Source organism: Paenibacillus borealis, assembly GCF_000758665.1.
GTDB lineage: Bacteria > Bacillota > Bacilli > Paenibacillales > Paenibacillaceae > Paenibacillus_AQ > Paenibacillus_AQ borealis.
Genome location: NZ_CP009285.1, coordinates 2,524,420 through 2,545,666 on the forward strand (window position 1 = coordinate 2,524,420; position 21,247 = coordinate 2,545,666).

Here is a 21,247-nt window from a genome sequence, read left to right on the forward strand (position 1 = left end):
AAAAGTTGGTTAAACTGCGAAAATCCTGCACAGAGTACAACAATCCGTCTGCGGATCGCACCAAACTAACGGGTGAAGTCCCCTTACTATGCAGGAATTTGTGACTTGCACAAATGGCCAGCAGGAACAGGAAAATCTTCGCCAGATCAGCATTCAACTATTTAGCGCAAACGTTTGTACAAAGCTCCAAAAAATAAATGAAGCGGGTATCAGCTTCATTTATCTTGTTAAGAAATCATAGCTCTTGTTGAGAATTTTTGGCTCCTGTTGAGAAACCATAGCTCTTAATGTGAAACTTACTTCTTCTTGTGAATTCATCACTTGCCCGGAGTATACATGGATGACTCCCGTACGATTAAACGGTGGGGAATGACAAAACGGTTGGTATACCCGTCATGATTATCCGGCTTCTGGATGCTCTGGATCAGCACCTGTGATGCCGTATAGCCCAGATGATAGATGCCGATATCAATACTGCTGATCGGCGGGCTGGACAATTCCGACAGCGGGATATTGTTAAAGCTGACAATCGCCAGATCCTCAGGGACCTTGTACTTCAGCTCATTCAGTCCGCGCAACACGCCGAAAGAGACCATATCATCCACGGCGACGAGTGCCGTCGGGCGGTTCGGGAGATTCATGAAGAATGACATCGCCCTGTATCCGCTATCCTGCAGAAACTCGCCTTCCACAATCCATTCCGCCTTCATTTCAAGGCCCTTATTCTGCATGGCCTTACGGTAGCCCTCCAGACGGTCGCGCGAAACGATAAGGTTCGGCGGGCCGCTGACGAAGCCAATGCGTTCATGGCCCATGGAAATGAGGTGGTTCGTTGCATCATATGCAGCCATGATATTATCATTATCGACTGACAATATATCCTCATAGCGGTCGCTTCGTCCAACCAGCACGAAAGGATAACCGCCGGACTCCAGAAAATCGATCACCGCATCATCTTTACGGGAATACAGCAGAATAACGCCGTCCACGCGGCGCCCTTTGAGCAAACGGGAGACTGCTTCAAGCTCTTCCTTCTCGTTTGCACCGGAGCTGATCAGCACGTCATAGCCGGAACGGCTGGACTGGGTGACGATCCCGCGGATTAATTCCATAAAAAACAAATTGGAGAACAGCTCTTCAGCCGGTTTCGGAAGAATGATGCAAATGCTGTTGGTTGTCTTGGAAACGAGACTTTTGGCCATCATGTTCGGGGTGTAGCCCATTTCCTCCATAATCACTTTAACCTTACGGGAAGTTTCTAGGCTGATTCTGGGATGGCCTGACAACACCCGGGAGACCGTGGAGGGAGAAACTCCCGCTTTCTTGGCCACGTCCTTAATGGTAACTGTCATAGAAACCTCCTTATGGAACCGTTTGCTTTACAAAGTAATATTAATCGAAGTGCTGAGGATTGTAAATAGAGAAACCCTTTGTATAGCACAATCCTGACTTAATAACTACAGTAGCTAACATTTTTCTGCTCAAGATTGTTGTATGCGGGCCGGAGTAACAGATTTGTTAGACTAGACAATTATCCGGAGGAAAAGAATGATATGGTTGTTGCCTTTGTTTCTTACTTGAATATGCGCAAACGTTATATGCGAAGTGCAGGTGTCCCGCTGCCTGAATTATATCGGATTTCTCCTTGAATAATAAGTAAATTTTAATGATTTAATCGAATAGGCAGCCGAATTAAAACCAGTAATATAATAATAAAATGTGCAAATAAGTGCAATTAATAAATAATCTTGTGCACGAAGAGCATCAAAAAGATCAGAATAATCTGGAAAATTATTAGTTGACAACAACTTTGCCAGAGGATTAGTATGGAATCGAAATGAAGCAAGCGTTTACAAAAGCTTGATATACCGCAGAATAAACGTTCCTTTGACCTGTGTGCTTGCAGGGATGGGTTAGTCTGCAACATTTTGCAAACGTTTGCGCAAGGATGACCTATTTGAGCTCTGCATGTTTACGATTTTGAACAAGGGGGATTCAGGTTGACCGGGCTTGACGGGCCATCTCTGCAGCAGTCCCCTGGAAGAGGAAGGGAAGGGGGATTCTTGCATCCACGCGGTTGAGTGCCATCAAATTTAAATTATTGGGGGGATTGACGGAATGAAATTTGCTTTAAGGGTTAAAAAGGCGTTTGCAATCTTGCTGGTTATCGCGCTTGTATGCTCAGGCTTTGGCATAAATCTGCCCAGGGTCAGCGCAGAAACGACAAAGGTTGTGCTGGTTGGCGATCTGCAGAGTAAGTTCACTGGACTGGAATCCGCTGAAACGAAAGATTGGAACGAGAAGTCGACAGTAACCCAAATGACTTACCGAGGGGAAGGTCTGTACACCTTCACCGGCGTGCTGCCGCAGGGGACCTATCAATATAAAGTCGCTCTTAATGATGCCTGGACCGAGAACTATGGATATGGCAGCTATACTGATCCCGGCGGGACAGATGCGGGCGGCAACATTCAGATTACATTAAGTGAGGAGACAAGCGTAACCTTTTATTATAATGACATTACCAAGGCTATTGCTGATTCCACGTATTATACACCGGTTGCTGCCGGCCGTTTACCCCGGGTGACAGGGAGTCTGCAGACTGCGCTTGGAGATGAGCAGAATGACTCCCCGGCAGATGCCCGTACGCTGCTGACCGATCCTGACTTCGACGGGGTCTATGAGCAGACGGCCACACTTCCTGCTGGCAATTATACCTACCAGATTTATCTTCCGGGTGCTGACCCATCGGGTGGAGTCTCCTATCCGGATACGGCGCAGGAGCTTAAGCTTCCCTCCGAATTACCTGTAACATTCAAGTATAAAACGCAGGACAATACTGTGTCTGCCCATTATACGGTTCCTTCTGAACCGGGCACGGCCGTGCCTGTTCCTGCAGGACATATAAGAGTTCATTACCACCGTGCTGCCGGTGATTATGCCGGCCAGGCGTTATGGACATGGGGGGATGTTGTATCGCCGTCGGTGAATTGGCCTAAGGATGCCGTTCCTTTCCCTTATGGACAAACCGATGCCTACGGCGCTTATGTCGATCTGCCTGTGAAGGATGGGGCGAAGACGATCTCGTTCCTCGTGGTAAACCGGACTACCGGGGTTAAGGAAATGGAGGACGGAGACAAAACCTTTAACATCAGTACCCCGCAGACCAATGAGGTCTGGATTACGGAGGGCTCGAATAAAGTAACCCCTTATGAACCGGTGGAGCTTCCAGCGAATACAGTGCGGATTCATTACATGCGTTCCGACAACAATCAGAGCCAGTACGGCCTGTGGCTGTGGGATGATGTGGTGACGCCGTCTAATGTGTGGCCCAAAGACGCAACTCCTTTTGTACCGGAGAACCGGGATTCCTTCGGAGCCTATGCGGATATTCCGCTGAAGGAGAATGCCAAGACCATCAGTTTCATCGTTATGAAGCCTGCAAACGGAGAGAAAGACGGCCCGGCAGGCAATGAGAACAAAAGCTTCGCCTTTCTGGACCGTTACAACCAGCTGTGGGTGAAGGAAAATGACCCGAATGTCTATACTTCACCTTTTGGCGAGACACCAGTTGGCCTGTTATCTGCAGATATATTGTCTGCAAGCAAACTATGGCTCGGGTTCACGTTAACGGACGGGCTCGCGGCGGACGCATTAAAAACAGCCATTTCCGTGAAGGATTCGGAAGGGACATCCATTCCTGTCACAGGGGCGGCGGTTACCGGCACAACTTCGGTTGAAGTAGTCACCGGTGCATTTGATCTGAATAAAATCCCGCTGAGTGTAACGTATGCAGGCAAAACTGTATCCGCTTCCACCGGCTGGAGATTGATGGATGAGCTGTACAATTACACGGGTGACGATCTTGGTGCTACGTACAACAAGGCCGGCAAGTCGGCAACGCTGAAACTCTGGGCGCCGAAAGCGAGCTCAGTGACTGCGGTTGTCTATGATAAAGCTGACGCTAATCTCCCGGTAGGATGCAAGGGGCTGACCCTGGGCGACAAAGGAGTCTGGTCGGCGGAGCTGGCTCCGGCTGATCTGACCGGTGCACCCGGCGCAGAGGATGTCAGAGACTTCTACTACCAGTATGAAGTGACCAATGAGGGAGTAACTAAGCAGGTGCTTGATCCCTATGCCAAATCCATGGCCGTATTCACGGTGAATACGGCGGGGGAGGCAGGGGCAGGCGGTGATACCGTCGGTAAAGCGGCGATTGTGGATTTAAGCGCTACGAATCCCGAAGGGTTCGGGGCGGCAGACATTGCCGGCTATGAGGACCGTGAGGATGCCATTATCTACGAGGCGCATATCAGGGACTTCACCTCTGATCCGGCAATCCAGTCGAGTCTCGGCGGGGAACGCTGGGGGTCTTATGCGGCGTTTGAGTCGAAGCTGGATTATATCAAATCGCTGGGTGTCACCCACATTCAGCTGCTTCCGGTGATGGCCTGGTATTACGGGGACGAAACCGGGATGGAAGACAGGGAGCTGGACTATTCAGCTCAAGGCAATGAGTATAACTGGGGTTATGACCCGCACAGCTATTTCTCTCCGGACGGGGCGTATTCCCGTAATCCGGCAGATCCGGAAGAACGGATCAAAGAGCTGAAAGGCTTGATCGATGCGGTGCACGAAGCAGGAATGGGCGTCATTCTGGATGTTGTGTACACCCATATGGCCAAAAAAGAATTCCTGAATGACATCGTGCCTAATTATTACGCCTTCCAGGACCCGGCCGGCAACTTCATCGGCGGCTTCGGCAACAATCTGGCAACCAGCCATAAGATGGCCGAGAAGCTGATGGTCGATTCCGTGAAGTACTGGTTCCAGGAGTACAAAATCGACGGGATGCGCTGGGATATGATGGGCGATGCCACAGCAGATGCGGTTCAGGCTGCTTATGACGCTGCGGCTGCCATTAATCCCAAGGCCCTGTTCATCGGGGAAGGCTGGATTACCTTCGGGGGCGAGGCTTCTGATCCTTCACTCAAAGGCAAGGCTGCTGATCAGAAATGGATGGACAAGACAGACAGTGTCGGCGTATTTTCCGATGAAATCCGCAATGAGCTGAAATCCGGGTACGGCTCTGAAGGGGATCCGCGGTTTATTACGGGCGGAGCGCGCCCCTTGACGACGATCTTGAACAATATCAAAGCGCAGCCTTCCAATATTCCGGCAGATGATCCGGGCGATATCGTGCAATACATTGAAGCCCATGATAACCTGACGCTCCATGACGTCATTGCCCTGGCCCTTCATAAGAATCCGCAGAACGCGGGGAACGAGCTGGAGATCCAGAAGCGGATCAGGCTCGGGAATATGCTGCTGCTGACTTCGCAGGGAACCGCATTTCTGCAGGCGGGTCAGGAGTACGGGCGTACTAAGCAGTGGATGGCATCAGGAATTCCCGAGCAGAAATATACCGAAGTCCGCGATGAGGCTGATCAGTCGGTCAGTTATTTCATCAACGATTCATACGATTCGTCGGATGCGGTCAATGCTTTCGACTGGGCCGCAGCAACGGATGAAGTGAACTTTCCGGTGCAGAATGCGACCAGAGAATACACGGCGGGGCTGATTAAGCTTAGAAAGTCTACCAATGCTTTCCGGCTGGGCGACATCAGTCTCGTGAATTCCAATGTCAAGCTTATCGAAGCACCTGAAATGCAGAAAGATGATCTGGTGATCGGTTATACAAGCAAGGCAACGGATGGAACCGGGATCTATTATGTCTTCATGAACGGTGACAGCAAGACTAGAGCTCTTACCTTGCCGGAGGATTTGACGGACGGCCTTGTGCTTGCTGACAATGATGAAGCCGGTACCGAACCCATTTCTGCTTCAGACCAGAGCGGCTTCAGCCTTACAGCTGACACAATTACCCTCGACCCGCTTACATCTGTAATTATCCGTAAAGATGCAGCCGCAGCAGTAGTGTCTCTGCTGGAGACTGACCAGACCAGCTATACGCTGAAGGAGGGAGCCACTCATCAGGCTGTGGTCACGGCCAAATATACGGACGGCACTTCAAGTAAAGTGACCGCCAAGGCGCTGTATGTATCCGATAAACCGGAAGTGGCCACGGTTACAAGCAAGGGACTGGTGAAAGGGGTTAGAGCCGGAACAGCAACTATCACCATTACCTATGGCGGCGTGTCCGCGGATGTGACCATAGAAGTAACAAGCCCGCCGGTGGAAACCAAACGTTATGTGCAGTTCACTTATACCCGTGAAGACAAGGATTATAAGGGCTGGAGTGTTTGGCTCTGGTATACCGGAGCAACAGACGGTGAGATTAAGCTTCCTGAACCCGAAGGAGATTCTGCAAGCTCGACGGTTCTGATTGAAGTGGGCAAAGACGCAACCCAGGTAGGTTTTGTACTCATCAAAGGCCTGGACTGGTCTGACAACAAACAGGATATTGCGGATGACCGCTATATTACCCTGACTCCCGGCGAGGCGTTTACCAAAGTTCATGTAACCAGCATGGTCAAAGAGCTGGAAATCACCCCGGGCATCAGCGGTCCGCTCATGCAGGATGAAGCCATAACCTTCCTGTACCGCGATGAGGAGCTGTTCCGCAGCGGCGATGTGTCTGCGATAACAGACATTAAAGTGAAAGTGAACGGTAAAGAATATCCGATGGAGTATGATCCGGCGAAGGAATGGTTCAGCTACCGGCTGAGTGGTCTGGAGGAAGGCATTTATAAGTATACCTTCATCGTAACCAAGGACGGAGTGACCCGTGAGTTCACCGACCCCCACAACACGGTGGGAGGAGAATCCTCCCTGTATTATCACAAACCGGAGGTTAACATTACGGCAACGGTGAATCCGCCGGCTGTAACCTCCAATGAGAATGCTGTAGTAACGGTGAAGGCTGTCTCCACAGAGGAAGTGTCCTATAAGGACGCTTATCTGGATCTTACCGCTCTGGGAGGACCAGCCAAGGTCAAATTCGATACAGAGCTAATGCAGCAGAGCATAGCGGTGAAGGATGATGTGCCTGCTGGTATCAAGAGTATTCCAATTGTCCTTGTGGACCAGTATGGCAATCTGCACAGACAGTCTGCTGAAATCGAGGTGAAAGCCAGAACCTACAGCGGTTCCAAGCTTGATTTCGACTGGGATGAAGCGCGGATCTATTTCGCACTGACCGACCGCTTCAAGGACGGTGACCCTGACAACAATGAGAATGTGGACAAGGCACATCTTGAAGCCTATCATGGCGGCGATTTCAGGGGAATGATCGACAATCTCGATTATCTGCAGGAATTGGGCATCAACACGCTCTGGATTACGCCGGTTGTAGATAATATTGATTTCAACCAGGGTGTCAGCTTCGGCGGCAAGCAATATGCTTATCACGGGTATTGGGCCAAAGACTTCACCAAGCTTGATGAGCATCTGGGCGATATGGCGACCTTCAAGGAACTGATTGAGAAGGCGCATGACAAGGGCATTAAGATTATGGTCGATGTGGTGCTTAACCATACAGGCTACGGGTTGAAGGAGAGTGATGATAATCCTGGCGTAACGGCAGAGGAAAAGGCGCGTTTTGCCGGAATGCTGCGTACGGACGGCGTTCAAGCCGATACGGATGTCATCAAAGGCGAGCTCAGCGGTCTGCCTGACTTCAAGACGGAGGATCCTGCGGTACGCAAGCAGATCATTGCCTGGCAGACAGGCTGGCTGGATAATGCCCGGACAGAGCGGGGAGATACTATCGACTATTTCCGCGTTGATACGGTCAAGCATGTGGAGAGCACAACCTGGAAAGCATTTAAAAATGCACTGACGGCTATAGATCCGGGCTTTAAAATGGTCGGCGAATACTTCGGCGGAACCGCCGATAATGACGGCGGCATGCTGCAGAGCGGGCAAATGGACGGTTTGCTTGATTTTAGCTTTAATGATCAGGCCAAGCTGTTCGCAGATGGCAGTATTAATGCTGTGGATGTTTATCTGCAGGAGCGCGAAGCGAAGATCAGCAACACCGGGGTAATGGCACAATTCCTCAGCAGCCACGATGAGGATGGTTTCCTCTCGGACTATGTTGACGGGGATAAGGGTAAGCTCAAGATCGCTGCCGCGCTGCAGATCACGGCCAAGGGCCAGCCGGTAATTTACTACGGGGAAGAGCTGGGCCGGTCCGGGAAAAATGCCGGAGATATGGCAAGCGGCAAGTTCAGCGAGAACCGGGGCGATATGCCTTGGGATCAGCTCACTGCAGAGCAGGGGCTTCATGATCATTATCAGAAGCTGCTGAACATCCGGGCACAATACTCCCAGGTATATGCCAAAGGTGTCCGCACCAAGCTTGCGGGTTCTGATGATCTGGGCTACCTGGCCTTCAACAAGCAATACGGGAAGGATAATGTTGTTACGGTAATCAACACGAAGAAGGAAGGTCTAAGTGCAGAAATTCCAGTGCCTTTTGCGGCATTGTCTTCTGTAAGAGATGAGTACAGCGGCAAGCTGTATACGGTATCGGCTGACCGGAAGATTACGATTGATCTGCCGGGAAGAGATGATGGCGGAACTGTGATTCTGGCGGCGGAGCCGGTTGTAGTGCCACCAACACCAACACCAACAACGGAACCAACGCCAACGCCAGCGGCAGAATCCGAAACAAGTTCCGTTGTAAAGCCGACGGTAACACCAACGCCAGCGCCAACGGCGGTTCCGGCAGGCACACAGATAATAAGTGAGCAGGATCTTCGAAATGGCAAGGATGGCAGACTAAAGCTCACTCTGGAACCGGGCAAGACTTCGGTGCTGCTGCCGGTCCAGGCAGCTAAGGCGCTGGGGAATAATGAGCTGGTTATTCACTCGGAGGGGCTGTCCGTTACTTTCCCGAATGCTGTGCTGGCTGATGTTGGGGCCATGGTAACGGAGGCGGACACGGAGGGTACGCATATCCTGCTGGAGCTGACTCCGCTTAGCGAAGCTGCAGCACAGGATGCAGTCAAGAGATTCAGTAAGGAGAACATGGTTGCAACTGCTGTATCCGGGGTCTACGATCTTAAGCTGCAGATTATCAAAAAAGACGGGACCAGCCTGTCTGTTACAACCTTTAAGCAGCCGGTTACGATATCACTGAAGCTTCAAGGCAATCCGGTTAAGGATTGGACAGGTATATTCTATCTCGCTGATAACGGTGAACTGAAGTATGCGGGGGGCGCAGCGCAAGCGGATGGCTCATTTACTGCGGCAGTTACACATTTCAGCAAGTATGCCGCGCTACAGATTAATGCAATGTTCAAGGATGTGCCGGATTCCCACTGGGCTTCTGCTGCCATTAAATCACTTGCAGCGAAACAGGTGGCAACAGGGGTGTCGTCTGCTGAATTTGAACCTGCAAGAAAGGTGACGCGTGCGGAGTTCACGGCACTGCTGATGCGTGCACTCGGCCAGTCAGGGGAAGGGGAAGCATTATTCGCTGATGTCCAGGCTGATGCCTGGTACGCTTCTTATGTAGCCGCTGCCGTCAAGTCAGGCATCGTCAACGGGCGCAGCAGCGCTGCCTTTGCTCCAGACGCTGCAATCAGCCGTGAGGAAATGGCGGTCATGGTCATCCGCGCTCTGGAGTTCAAACAGGGCAGGATTCTGGCTTCCGTAACAGCTCCGGCCCTGTTTGCAGATGCCTCCAGCATCAGCGGGTGGGCGGATGCTTATGTGAATGCCGCCGTAGAGCTTAAACTTGTGCAGGGCAGAGCTCATCAGCTGTTTGTCCCGCAAGGACAGCTGACCCGTGCAGAGAGCGCACAGGTGATTTATAATCTGCTTGGCAAATAACCGGATTATTGAATTGGAATAGAACGTAAAAGGGTATTCCGCAAGCCATAACGGCTGCGGAATACCCTGTTTGCTGTGCATGGACTATAAATCAATCGAATAATCAGAATAATCAAATGAATGCTGCACCTGAAACGGAGTCTAGGCCAAATTGGCCTGAAGCACCGCATAACCATAAGCCGGCAGCTTGAGCGTCAGCCTGCCGCGTTCAGCGCGGAGCGGTTCCCCGGTGAGCAGATTTTCCCAGGAGCGTTCCTGAACGTCTACCAGGAAGGTCTGCGCGGTCTCCTCCGTATTGATCAGCACGATTATCAGATCATCGCCCAGGTTGCGTTCATAAGCCAGTTTGCTGCCCTGGGGTCCGGCTTCAAGGAAAGTGAAGCTTCCCGTGCGCAGTGCCGGATGGCTGCCGCGGATCTCAATCAGCTTACGGTAATAGCTGAACAGGTCACGGTCCTGCTTCGCCGGATCCCACTCCATGCACTTGCGGCAGTCCGGATCGCCGTCGCCGTCCATGCCGATCTCATCCCCGTAATAGATGCAGGGAGTGCCCATGAAGGTGAACTGGAACAGCGCAGCCAGCCTCAGCTTGTTCTTATCCCCGTCTGCCACAGTGAGCAGACGTGCAGTGTCGTGGCTGTCCAGCAGATTGAAGGCTACCTCGCTGGCCTGCAGCGGGTAACGGGACAGCTGCTTGCCGATGGAGTTGGCGAAGCCCTCTGCATCAAGTGTGCCATAGACGAAGAAGTCGAGCACAGCATCAGTGAACGGGTAATTCATGACCGCATCGAACTTGTCACCCTCCAGCCAAGGCGCGGATTCATGCCAGATTTCGCCGAGAATATAAGCCTCGGGGTTGGCACGCTTCACGACTTTGCGGAAGTCGCGCCAGAATTCATGATCCACCTCATTTGCCACATCCAGGCGCCAGCCGTCAATACCGACCTCCCTGATCCAGTATTCAGCGACTTTCAGCAAATATTCTTTAACCTCAGGATTCTCTGTGTTCAGCTTCGGCATCAGCGGTTCAAAGGCAAAGGCGTCATAGTTGGGAATGTTGTCCACTACCTGGAGCGGGAATTCACGTACGTGGAACCAATCCTTATAGACTGAGGCTTCGCCCTTCTCCAGCACATCCACGAACGGGGCAAAGGTACGGCCCGCATGGTTAAATACAGCATCAAGCAATACACGGATACCTCGTTCATGGCAGGCATCAACCAGTCTTTTCAGCGTAGCTACATCACCGAAATGAGGATCAACCATCATATAGTCTTCTGTGTCATATTTATGGTTGGTGGTAGCTGTGAAGATTGGAGTGAAATAGATGCCGGTTATCCCCAGTTCAGTGAGATGATCCAGATGGTCAATAACCCCCTGCAGATCGCCGCCGAAGAAGTTGTCAGGCTTGGGAGTACCGCCCCATGGCTGTACATTGTCCGGATTCAGACTGGGGTCACCGTTTGCGAAGCGTTCAGGGAAGATCTGATAGAAAACAGCATCCTTCACCCAAGCCGGAGGTGTAAAGACATCACCGCGGTTAATGTAAGGGAATTCAAACAACCGGTTTGGATTAGCGGGACGTTCTGTCTGGAAATCGCTCTCTGTCATCCAGATACGCTCATGGCCCTTTTGCAGCAGGAAGCCATACTTCAGCCGGCGGTAGAGGGGAACCGATTCGCATTCCCAGTAATCGAACATCGCATCGGAAGTAAACAGAGTCATGGGTATCAATTCCTTGGTGGTATCCCAGGCGTATTTGTCACCAGCCCAGGCGAAGACCTCGGTCAGATCGCCTTTCTTGGCGCGCAAGCGCAGGTGGATCGTTTCATGATCATAGGCATAAGACCAATTGAGGCGCGGACGATGATATACAGCTTCTAACAACATAATGATTCCTCCTAAAAGTTTTGACGGATTTCTCTTCGCAAAGCTGCCTCGGGAGCATACGTTTAGCGTCTGGTGCATGGTTAGCACAGGATTTGTGCCATACCCGCACTCGTTATTCCCATTCTGCACATAGCAAACAGGCACAACCGGCACCGGGTGGCTTGTCCGAGGTTGTACCCAAATGAAGTAACATTGCCTTTAAATTATGTGAAGAATATGGGGTTCATAATGTTTTGGATTATATCACGGAATAATTAGAGGTTCAATAGATTTGTACAAACCTTTGCACAAATTTACGGCTAGGGGAAACCGATTTCCGAAGTCCCAGAAATGAAATAATATAGAAATTAAAAGACAAAATAATTTAAATAACGACAAAAAAATCATTATTCATTTTTTTAATCAAAGATATCAAAAGGTATTTAAAGTAAACATGTGAAATAGGAAGATAAAACCTTATTATGTACGAATTATTGGTGATTTTGGCTGATTTCACTATGTGCAAACGTTTTTACAACTATAACGTGCTGATGTATTATGGATTCAGGAATGAAGCGCTTTCTAAACCTGGCGCAGTACATACAGAAGGATCAATTTGAGAAACACGGATTTTTTTTGAAACTTCTGAAATCGTTTGCGCAAAAATTAGGGGCCATATCTTCAAATCAAGTGAAACATAAAATCGGGAGGGGTTAAAAGTAATGAATTTAAAAAAACTCATGGTTCTCACCGCATCGTTTTCTATGGCAATGTCGATTACGGCGTGCGGCTCAAACAACAATAACGGGGGTAATGCAGCAGCAACAAATGCTCCTGCGGGTAATGCAGTGGCAACAGACAACGCTGGTACAAACGGCGAGAACACACCGGCAACAGACGAGATTGTGCCTGAAGAAGGCGCATCCCTGGTAATCTGGGAGAGTAAAGAAGAAAGAGCATTTGCGGAAGAGATCGCCAAGCAGTTCACCGCACAGTACAACGTCCCCATCAAAATTGAAGAGGTAGCACCACCCGATCAGGTTGGCAAGCTGACCCAGGACGGACCGTCCGGTCTGGCTGCAGACGTTATCCTCATCCCTCACGACAATCTGGGTAAGGCAGCAAGCGCGAGCCTGCTGCTTCCAAACGATATTTTTGGTGAGCAGACCAAAGCTGAGAACACTGAAGCATCCATCGTAGGTTCGTCCTATGACGGTGAACTTTACGGTTACCCGAGAGCAGCAGAAACCTACGCGCTGTTCTACAACAAATCCCTGGTGAAAGAAGCTCCTAAATCCTTCGACGACGTTATTGCCTTCAGCAAAACGTTCACCGATAAAGCCAAGAACAGATACGGAATTATGTGGGAAGTCGGCAACATGTACTTCAACTATCCGTTCATCGCTACAACCGGCGGTTACCTGTTCGGCAAAGACGGCACAGACAAGGACGATATCGGCCTGAACAACGAAGGTGCAATCAAAGGCCTGACTGAATTCGCGAAGCTGAAGGAAGTATTGCCGATTAAGAGCGGCGACATTAATCCCGACATCAAGCGCAGCTTGTTCAACACAGGCGATGTGGCTATGGATATCACTGGACCTTGGGAGCTTGCCGGTTATAAAGAAGCTCTGGGCGACAACCTGGGTATCGCTCCGGTTCCAACCATTGACGGCAAAACATCCATTACGTTCTCCGGGATCAAGATTTTCGCAGTCAATGCCTATACGCAATATCCGAATGCTGCTAAATTGTATGCCCGCTTTGCTTCCGGCAAAGACGCGCAGCTGACCTTGAACAAGCTGATCGGTTCCGTGCCTACGAACAACGAAGCGCTGCAGGATCCGCAAATCACGGGTGATCCGTACGTATCCGCTTTTGCTGAACAGGCCAAGAACTCCCAGCCAATGCCTTCGATTCCTGAAATGGGTAACGTATGGAGCCCGGTAAATGCCGCGCTTCCGGAAATCTGGGATAACAACGCTGATCCTAAGGCTGCCATGGACAAAGCGGTTGAACAAATCAAAGATCTGAATAACGGGGCATCTGCCCAGTAACAGCTGCACCGGAAGTCCCATCAGTACCTGTCTTGAAGCAACAAATAACCATCAGCACATAGTGGAATCAAATCGCCCGCCGCACAGCTAGCGGCGGGCAGTTTCCTGAATTCCGCGCGGAGAGGAGAACGGAAGGGAAATGCAGCGACACAAAGCTAGAGCCGCAGTACTGTCGGCCATTTTTATGGGATTGGGACAAATATATAACCGCCAATTCATCAAAGGGCTTATTTTCATAGCTGTAGAAGCAGCCGCACTATTCTATTTCATTACCAATTTGGGCAGGGCCTTCTGGGGCATCACCACACTCGGGGAATCTCCAAGCCGCCTTGAGAAGGTTAAGGGCATCGCCAAAATGGTTCCCGGTGACCATTCCATCGTCATTATGATTGAAAGTCTGATTACCCTGCTGTTCTTGGTCTTATTCCTGATTGTCTGGTACATGAATATTAGGGATGCCCATAAAATCGGAGCAGAACGCGAAACCGGCCGTCCCTCGAATACATTCAAGCAATCCGTACGCTATATCCTGGATTACAAATTTGCCCAGAGCTTTTTGCTGCTTCCGGGTATCGGTATATTGTTCTTCACCATCATGCCGATTATTTTTATGATCATGCTGGCCTTCACCAACTATGCCGCACCGGATCACATTCCGCCGGCCAGGCTGGTAGACTGGGTAGGCTTTGAAACCTTCCGCAATCTGCTGGTGCTGAAATCCTGGAGCCATACCTTCTATGGAGTACTTACCTGGACTATTATCTGGGCGGTTCTATCGACTGTAACTACTTATTTCGGCGGGATGCTCGTTGCCCTGCTGATCAACCAAAAGGGAGTCCGCTTCAAAGGCATGTGGAGAATGATTCTGATCATCCCTTATGCCGTGCCGCAGATGATCTCCCTCCTGCTGATGCGCAACCTGTTCAACGGACAGTTCGGTCCGATCAACCAGTACCTTGGGTATTTCGGACTTGGCGGACTGCCTTGGCTGACAGACCCGTTCTGGGCAAAGGTCACCGTCATCATCGTCAACATGTGGGTCGGTATTCCGGTATCGATGCTGCTGATTATGGGTGTGCTGACTACGATACCGCGCGATATGTACGAAGCAGCCGAAGTGGACGGGGCTACGAATTATCAGAAGTTCCGGATTGTTACGCTGCCCATGATCCTGTTCTCCACCGCGCCTACGCTGATTATGCAATTTGCCGGCAATATCAATAACTTTAATGCCATCTACCTGCTGACTGCAGGCAATCCGGTTAACGGTAACTATCAGTATGCCGGATCAACGGACCTGCTCGTAACGTGGCTGTATAAGCTGACGCTGGATCAGAACAAGAACAATATGGCTTCCGCGATAGGGATCATTCTCTTCATCATTGTTGCCGGGTTCTCCCTGTATAATTACCGCCGGACCAAGTCATTCCAAGAGGAGGATATGATTCAATGATCACCTCACGCAAGCTTGCGAACTTTATTCGTCTGGCCTTAAGCTACATTCTTCTCGTTATCCTGGCGATTGCAGCGATCTATCCGGCACTCTGGATTCTTCTGGCATCCTTCCGTCCGGGCAAATCCTTGTACAGTAAAACGCTGATTCCCGACCATTTTACATTGTCCCATTATAAGGAGTTGTTCACCTCCCCGGTCTATATGTTCGGAACCTGGTATGCGAATACGCTCAAGATTGCCGTGTTCTCCATGCTGATCGGCGTGGTGCTGACACTTTTGACCAGTTATGCCTTATCCCGGTTCCGGTTCAAAAGCCGCAAGACCACCATGTCGACCCTGCTGATCCTCGGGATGTTCCCGGGCTTCATGAGTATGATCGCGATCTATCTGCTGCTGAAAGAGTTCAATCTGCTGGATACCCATCTGGCATTGATTATCGTGTATGCTGCCGGAGCGCCGCTCGGAGGGACCCTGATCGCCAAAGGCTTCCTCGATACGATTCCGCGCTCCCTTGATGAAGCTGCACGTATTGACGGGGCGAGCAATTTCGGAATATTCACACGGATTATCCTGCCGCTGTCCCGCCCGATGATTACTTATATGGCACTGACCCAGTTCGTCGGCCCATGGGTGGACTTCATCTTCGCCAAGCTGATTCTGCGGACCAAGGAGAACTGGACGGTCGCGGTCGGTATGTGGGATATGGTCAATACGATGCAGAATTCCAATTTCACGCTGTTCGCAGCGGGTGCAGTATTGATCTCTGTACCGATTATGATCCTGTTCGGCTTCCTGCAGCGCCTGCTTGTTGATGGTCTGACCGCAGGGGCGAGCAAAGGGTAAGCACTTAAGAGATAAAGGGAATAAGTAATATTGATGTCATTATGAATAACAGGTGCGGCCTTTATGCAGTCAACGAAGGGCTGCACCTGTATTTTTTTATGCGAAAAATAAGGGGAGAGCGCAATGAAACGGCAGCGGAAAATAAACTTCAGATCGGTTGGCGTCAAATTATTTGTGATTCTGTTCTGTACAATTGTTCTATTGTCCTCTGTGCTGGGCTTAACCTCCTATTATGCTGCAAAAGGAATCATTACCGACGAGGTAGCAGCGGCATCCTCACAGTCTATTGTGCAGGCGGCAGACAAGCTGGACTTCCTGTTTGCTGAATATGAAGCGCTTTCAAGACAGTTTGCCGTAGACTCTGCACTAAAAGCGGATATGGAGACCATTCACAATCCCGGTGCCGGAACGGTAGCCAAGGTGGCAGCTGAAGACCGGATCCGCCGCAAGCTGGATTCCGTCAGGGGTTCGGACGAGCGGCTGCTGGGCGTCCGGCTGGTCGCAAGAAGCATGGTGGATGCTGAATCCTACAAATCAACAGGCATCAGCGGCGTGCGCAGTGATGAAGGGATTCTTGCCCGCATGAAGGAGATCGATAACGGCAAAGGCAATCCCGTCTGGTTCCCCGTACGGGCCAAAGGCTTCTTCGATGCGTACAGTGAGTCTTCCATGACGATGGGTCGTCTGCTGCGGAATATCCAGAACCCGGCAGCGGAGTATTATATGCTGATTGAGGTGAAGGGCAAAGCTCTAACCGATGTATTATCCAATCTGCATATCGGACTTGCCGGGGAGATCCGCATCCTTGACAGGGCAGGCAATATTGTGTACGGGGCGGATAACGGGTTGCTCGGACAGCCTTCTTACATACAGGCTGCGGATACCGAGGTTGAAGGGCAGAAGCAATCCTTCACTGCGGCTGATGAGCAGGGCAGCTCGCAGCTTGTGGTCTATCAGCCGCTGGTGACCGCTGACTGGACACTGCTGGGTTATGCGCCGGTTAGTGATTTCACTAAATCGGCAGACCGGCTGCTCTATATTACACTGCTGGTTGTGCTGGCTGCGGCTGTGATCGCGCTGGTGATTGGTTATGTGCTGGTGCGGCTGATCGGCCGCCCGCTCGGCAAGCTGGCCCGGCTGATGGAGGAAGGCGAGCAGGGGAATCTGCAGGTGCGGACGAACTTCAAGGGCCGGGATGAGATCGGGCGGCTGGGACACAGCTTCAACCGGATGATGGAGCAGATATCCCGGCTGGCCGGGCAGAGCAGCAGTTCGGCAGCGGCCGTGCTGGCCACATCCGAGCAATTGGTGCTTGCTTCAGGTGCAACCAGTACCCATGCCAGGGAAGTAGCCGCCGCAACCGGTGAGATCGCCGGCGGAGCTGCCAGTCTGGCAGCGGAAGCGGAGAGCAGCAACCTCAAGGTGGAGCTGATGGGGGATAAGACGAACGAAGTGGCCGGGACGAATGCTGTCATGGCTGATTCTGCAGGAAAGGTCATGGTCGTAAGCGATCAGGGAGCGGAGTTGATGAAGAAGCTCGTTGATCAGAGCGAATCTGCCCTGAAGATGATGAATCTGATTCAGGAGAATTCGGCGATGCTGCGTGACAGCACGGTACTGATCCGCAGTATTCTCTCCCCGATGATAGCCATGAACAAGCAGACGAATATTCTGGCGCTTAATGCTTCTATTGAAGCTGTACGTGCCGGGGCTGCGGGGAGGGGCTTTATTGTCATTGCCGATGAGATTAGGGGACTCGCGAATCAATCAAGCCAGTCGATTGCGTCTGTCTCCAGAATTACGGAGGAGATCAGCAGCCATATCGAGAACACGGTCAAGGTTGTGAGTGAAGCAGCACCGCTGTTCAGCGGGCAGATAACCTCAGTGCGGGAAACTTCACTAATCTTTGAAAGTGTCCGGGCGGAAATGGAGGTTTTCAGCGGGTATCTGAGCCAATCTTCTGCGGCAGTTAAGGAGCTGACCGGTTATCAGCAGCAACTGGGGCAATCCATGGCGAGCGTAATCTCAGTCGTGCAGCAGACCAGTGCCTCAACGGAGGAAGTTGCTTCGATGTCATCACAGCAATTCATAGTGAGTGAGGAGCTGGTGGCTCTGTCAGGCAAGCTGGAGGCGTTAGCTGAGAATCTGAAGCAGTCGATGATTTCTTTTCAGGGATAAAGCTGCATGTCAGCCATAGCTAACGCCGTCTTCACCAGATCGGCATTGCCGCCGCACAGTGCTCCATCCGGAGATACCGTGGTGTCCTCCAGTCCGATTCTAATCCCTTCTCCCTGCACAATCGCCTGCCGAATAACCGTCCAGGTGGCGGCACCGCTTCCATGGTGAACCTGAGGTAAGGTCACGCCTTCGGCCCGAAGCAGGGCTGAGATCGATGAAGCCAGTACAAGCGCCTGGTCCGGCTCCGGCTCTTCTACTTCAACCAGAACGCGGAAGCAATGCTTCCGCCAGTCCCCCTCCAGGAAGGTGCGGCAGTCCTGTAAAGTTGCGATTCCTGCCTCGATCCCAATCTGCCGCTCACGCAGCAGCCGGATGAGAGTAGGCAAGCCCGGCTCGGAGAAGTTGACAGACACAAAGTCTGGCAGCTGCCCCCACCTGCCTATATCAAACAGCCGCTTGTCTGGATCGGGCCCGGCGGATAGGGAGGTGGTCATTCCTATAGGGACGAGGGGGCATGATGAACGGAGCGCTTGAACGGTAAGGTCGCAATACAGCGGCTCTAGTGTCTCAGTGCCGTCTGCTTGTCTTGCATGCACATGAACAGCCTGCCCACCGGCCGCGATACATGCCTTGGCATCCAGTGCCAGCTCCTGAGGGGAATAAGGAACGGCGGGATGCTGATGGCGTGCCGTTGCCCCGTTCAGGCAGGCTTGGATAAACGGGCGGTTATTTATAGACACAGACAAGACTCCTTTCTTCCATTAAACTTCCGGAATACAGTTATTATTAATGTACCCTGGTTGGGCAGGGGGAGAATCTGAAGTGCTGACTGACGGATTCTTAACAGGGATAAGCGGACGCATGAGTGAAGTAGTATTGCCAGAACTTACACTTGTCGTTATAGTTGTCTGTAAAAAACTGAAGGTGATGTCATGGATAAACACTTATTTCTAAATGGCGGGGGTCCGCCGTTTACTCCTGATCTGGCAAGGAAGTTTGCGAGCAAGACGCAGGCAGGTGCAGGTCCGGTCGTAGTTCTGTTCGTGGAGCGCGAAGAAGGCTGGGAAGATTATATACCGATCTATACGCGGCCGCTGGCTGATGCAGGGTTAACAGAGTTCCGCTATCTGCCGTTACCTGCCACCCCTGTGGATGTTGTTGTCCAGAGCATAGAGAACTGCTCGGGTATTATTATAGGAGGCGGAGATACGGATCTGTATGCCGATTATATTGTAGACACCGCGATTGGCGGCGCTATTAAACTGAAGTATGAGTCGGGAGTTCCGGTTGCGGGATTCTCGGCAGGAGCCTTAATCAGCCCTGAACTGTGCATTATTTCCGCTAAGGATAATGAGAGCAGGCAGTTTGATCACCGCAAGGGCTTGAATCTGATCTCTGAGCTGCTGCTGTCCGTGCATTTTACCCAGTGGGCTGATGAAGATCATTTAAGAACCGCCCTCCGTACGTTCGGCGATCTTCCGAATTACGGGATCGACGAAGAGACGGGGATATACCTGTTGAACGGAGCGCTGGAAATGGTGGAGGGCGGCGGAGTGTATAGCGTGGTGAACGATATTTTGGCTAAAATTCATTGATGGTGGAGAACAAGGGTTGGGATGGTCAACCAGAGGATTGAAAACAAGAGCAGAGCGCATCGAAGCCTTTGCTCTTGTTTTTTCTGCGTTCTGCGTCTGCTGCACATCATAAATAAGCAAAAATCCTGCACGAAATACAACAATCCCCTCATCAAACGGGTCTCCATCGAAAAGTGTTGTACAAAATACAGCATTTCCCCTAATACAAGCCGATTAATGAACCAATTCTTGTATTTCCTACAACAATCCTCCCAACCACCCTGGCATATCTGTAGCAAAGCTGCAATATGTGCAACATTTGCCTATATGATTATCTGCGAGGCTGGAATTCTGAGAATAAAGTGTGATCCCCGCCTGATTACTGCTTAACATCCGCGTGAAAATCTGACCGGTATAGCTATGTTCTTCCAGTAATGGAGCTTATCCCTGCTTCTTGTCCTGGCTGATCTCAAGGGATACACTTGTGTTATGAATACTGGCGGAGAGGAGGCATGCGGCATGGAGGAGTTGAACGGAAGTCTTTTTCAGCAGGCCTTGCTTGACGGGGATTACAGCCCTCATTTCCTGGCTTACTACTACAAGCAGTGGAGCAATTACACGATGGCCTATCATCAGCATAATTCCACCGAAATCATGTATCTGATCTCAGGCAGCTGTGTGGTCGAGGTGCGGGATGAATCAGGCGGGCATACGCCCTTCCGGCTGAAGCGGGGAGAGATGATTCTGCTGGATGCGGGCGTTCCCCACAGGCTGATCGTCGGAGAAGGGACCTCCTGCCGGATGCTGAATGTGGAATTCGCATTCACTGCGTACGGCGGTGTAGCTCCCTCTGTAGGCAGGCTGGCCCGGGAGGAGGAGGCACTGGCGGATTTGCTGCAGAGCCCCTTCGATAGTCTGGTGCTGAGTGATCAGGAGGAAGTCTTCCATGTGCTGAAGGCACTGGTGCTGGAGCTGGATCAGCGGGGCAAGAGCGGGAACAGTATGGTGCAGCTGCTCTTCTCGGAATTGCTGCTGCGTCTGTCCAGACTGCGGCGGGAATCGCTGCCGGCCAGCCAGCAGCCTTCACAGCTCTATGTACGGCGCGCGGTAGAGTTCCTGCACCAGAACTATGACCGGAGTATTCAAGTCAAGGAAGTCGCGCTCTCTGTGAATGTCCACCCGGGTTATCTGCAGCGGATCTTCAGGACACATACAGGCCAGACCCTGACCGATTACCTGAACCGGCTGCGTATGGAGAAGGCCCAGATGCTGCTTGGGCAGAGTGAGATTCCGGTAGCGGAGATCGCTGATTATGTGGGCATCAGCAGCAGGCAGTATTTTCATCTCCTGTTCAAAAAGTATACCGGCTGTACTCCGGTCGAATACCGCAACTCTATGGATCGCCATTCCTGGAGTGAGGAATAGATAGAATTGTGCGTTAAAGGTGAGAATTGTTGACACTATTCCGGC

The 21,247-nt window shown here is 51.3% G+C and carries 10 protein-coding genes; 7 read left to right on the forward strand and 3 right to left on the reverse strand.

Annotated elements, in window-relative coordinates:
• Positions 1–317: 317 nt before the first annotated feature.
• A complete protein-coding gene (locus PBOR_RS10520) occupies positions 318–1,352 on the reverse strand; it encodes a LacI family DNA-binding transcriptional regulator (RefSeq protein WP_042211633.1) in 1,035 nt (344 codons plus the stop codon).
• Positions 1,353–2,118: 766 nt separating this feature from the next.
• Here PBOR_RS10520 and PBOR_RS10525 point away from each other — a divergent pair.
• Positions 2,119–9,801 carry a pullulanase gene (locus PBOR_RS10525; RefSeq protein WP_042211634.1) on the forward strand — a complete coding sequence of 2,561 codons (7,683 nt, stop codon included), beginning with the start codon at positions 2,119–2,121 and terminating at the stop codon, positions 9,799–9,801.
• Between the two features lie 141 nt (positions 9,802–9,942).
• Here the strand turns inward: PBOR_RS10525 and PBOR_RS10530 are convergent, their stop codons facing one another.
• The gene (locus PBOR_RS10530) at positions 9,943–11,691 is read right to left on the reverse strand and encodes an alpha-glycosidase (protein ID WP_042211635.1); all 1,749 of its coding nucleotides are present in this window, start codon (positions 11,689–11,691) and stop codon (positions 9,943–9,945) included.
• Between the two features lie 701 nt (positions 11,692–12,392).
• Between PBOR_RS10530 and PBOR_RS10535 the strand changes: the two genes are divergently transcribed.
• The 4 genes from PBOR_RS10535 (at position 12,393) to PBOR_RS10550 (ending at position 18,203) form a co-directional block, all read left to right on the forward strand.
• Complete coding sequence (locus PBOR_RS10535) at positions 12,393–13,727, forward strand: sugar ABC transporter substrate-binding protein (RefSeq protein WP_042211636.1); 1,335 nt, start codon at positions 12,393–12,395, stop codon at positions 13,725–13,727.
• Between the two features lie 139 nt (positions 13,728–13,866).
• Positions 13,867–15,180, forward strand: a complete 1,314-nt coding sequence (locus tag PBOR_RS10540) for a carbohydrate ABC transporter permease (protein ID WP_042211637.1) — start codon at positions 13,867–13,869, stop codon at positions 15,178–15,180.
• The gene (locus PBOR_RS10545; protein WP_042211638.1) at positions 15,177–16,025 is read left to right on the forward strand and encodes a sugar ABC transporter permease; all 849 of its coding nucleotides are present in this window, start codon (positions 15,177–15,179) and stop codon (positions 16,023–16,025) included. Before PBOR_RS10540 ends, PBOR_RS10545 begins: the two co-directional genes overlap by 4 nt.
• Before the next feature lie 123 nt (positions 16,026–16,148).
• Positions 16,149–18,203, forward strand: coding sequence for a methyl-accepting chemotaxis protein (locus PBOR_RS10550; protein WP_042211639.1), 2,055 nt, complete (start codon positions 16,149–16,151; stop codon positions 18,201–18,203).
• Here PBOR_RS10550 and PBOR_RS10555 read toward each other — a convergent pair.
• The gene (locus PBOR_RS10555) at positions 18,194–18,943 is read right to left on the reverse strand and encodes a 3-keto-5-aminohexanoate cleavage protein (protein WP_245648122.1); all 750 of its coding nucleotides are present in this window, start codon (positions 18,941–18,943) and stop codon (positions 18,194–18,196) included. The two genes, PBOR_RS10550 and PBOR_RS10555, sit on opposite strands and share 10 nt — an antisense overlap.
• A 192-nt stretch (positions 18,944–19,135) precedes the next feature.
• Here PBOR_RS10555 and PBOR_RS10560 point away from each other — a divergent pair, with 192 nt between their 5' ends.
• Both PBOR_RS10560 and PBOR_RS10565 read left to right on the forward strand, forming a co-directional pair.
• On the forward strand, positions 19,136–19,798 hold the full coding sequence (locus PBOR_RS10560; protein WP_042211640.1) for a Type 1 glutamine amidotransferase-like domain-containing protein: 663 nt from the start codon (positions 19,136–19,138) through the stop codon (positions 19,796–19,798).
• Positions 19,799–20,305: 507 nt separating this feature from the next.
• Positions 20,306–21,202, forward strand: coding sequence for an AraC family transcriptional regulator (locus tag PBOR_RS10565; protein ID WP_042219216.1), 897 nt, complete (start codon positions 20,306–20,308; stop codon positions 21,200–21,202).
• Positions 21,203–21,247 lie beyond the last annotated feature (45 nt).

What these genes read in the sequence shown, in the direction of transcription:
- PBOR_RS10525 (WP_042211634.1), top strand. Translation starts at nt 2,119, where the DNA reads ATGAAATTTGCTTTAAGGGTTAAAAAGGCGTTTGCAATCTTGCTGGTT.
- PBOR_RS10560 (WP_042211640.1), top strand. Translation starts at nt 19,136, where the DNA reads ATGGATAAACACTTATTTCTAAATGGCGGGGGTCCGCCGTTTACTCCT.
- PBOR_RS10540 (WP_042211637.1), top strand. Translation starts at nt 13,867, where the DNA reads ATGCAGCGACACAAAGCTAGAGCCGCAGTACTGTCGGCCATTTTTATG.
- PBOR_RS10520 (WP_042211633.1), bottom strand. Translation starts at nt 1,352, where the DNA reads ATGACAGTTACCATTAAGGACGTGGCCAAGAAAGCGGGAGTTTCTCCC.
- PBOR_RS10550 (WP_042211639.1), top strand. Translation starts at nt 16,149, where the DNA reads ATGAAACGGCAGCGGAAAATAAACTTCAGATCGGTTGGCGTCAAATTA.
- PBOR_RS10535 (WP_042211636.1), top strand. Translation starts at nt 12,393, where the DNA reads ATGAATTTAAAAAAACTCATGGTTCTCACCGCATCGTTTTCTATGGCA.
- PBOR_RS10545 (WP_042211638.1), top strand. Translation starts at nt 15,177, where the DNA reads ATGATCACCTCACGCAAGCTTGCGAACTTTATTCGTCTGGCCTTAAGC.
- PBOR_RS10530 (WP_042211635.1), bottom strand. Translation starts at nt 11,691, where the DNA reads ATGTTGTTAGAAGCTGTATATCATCGTCCGCGCCTCAATTGGTCTTAT.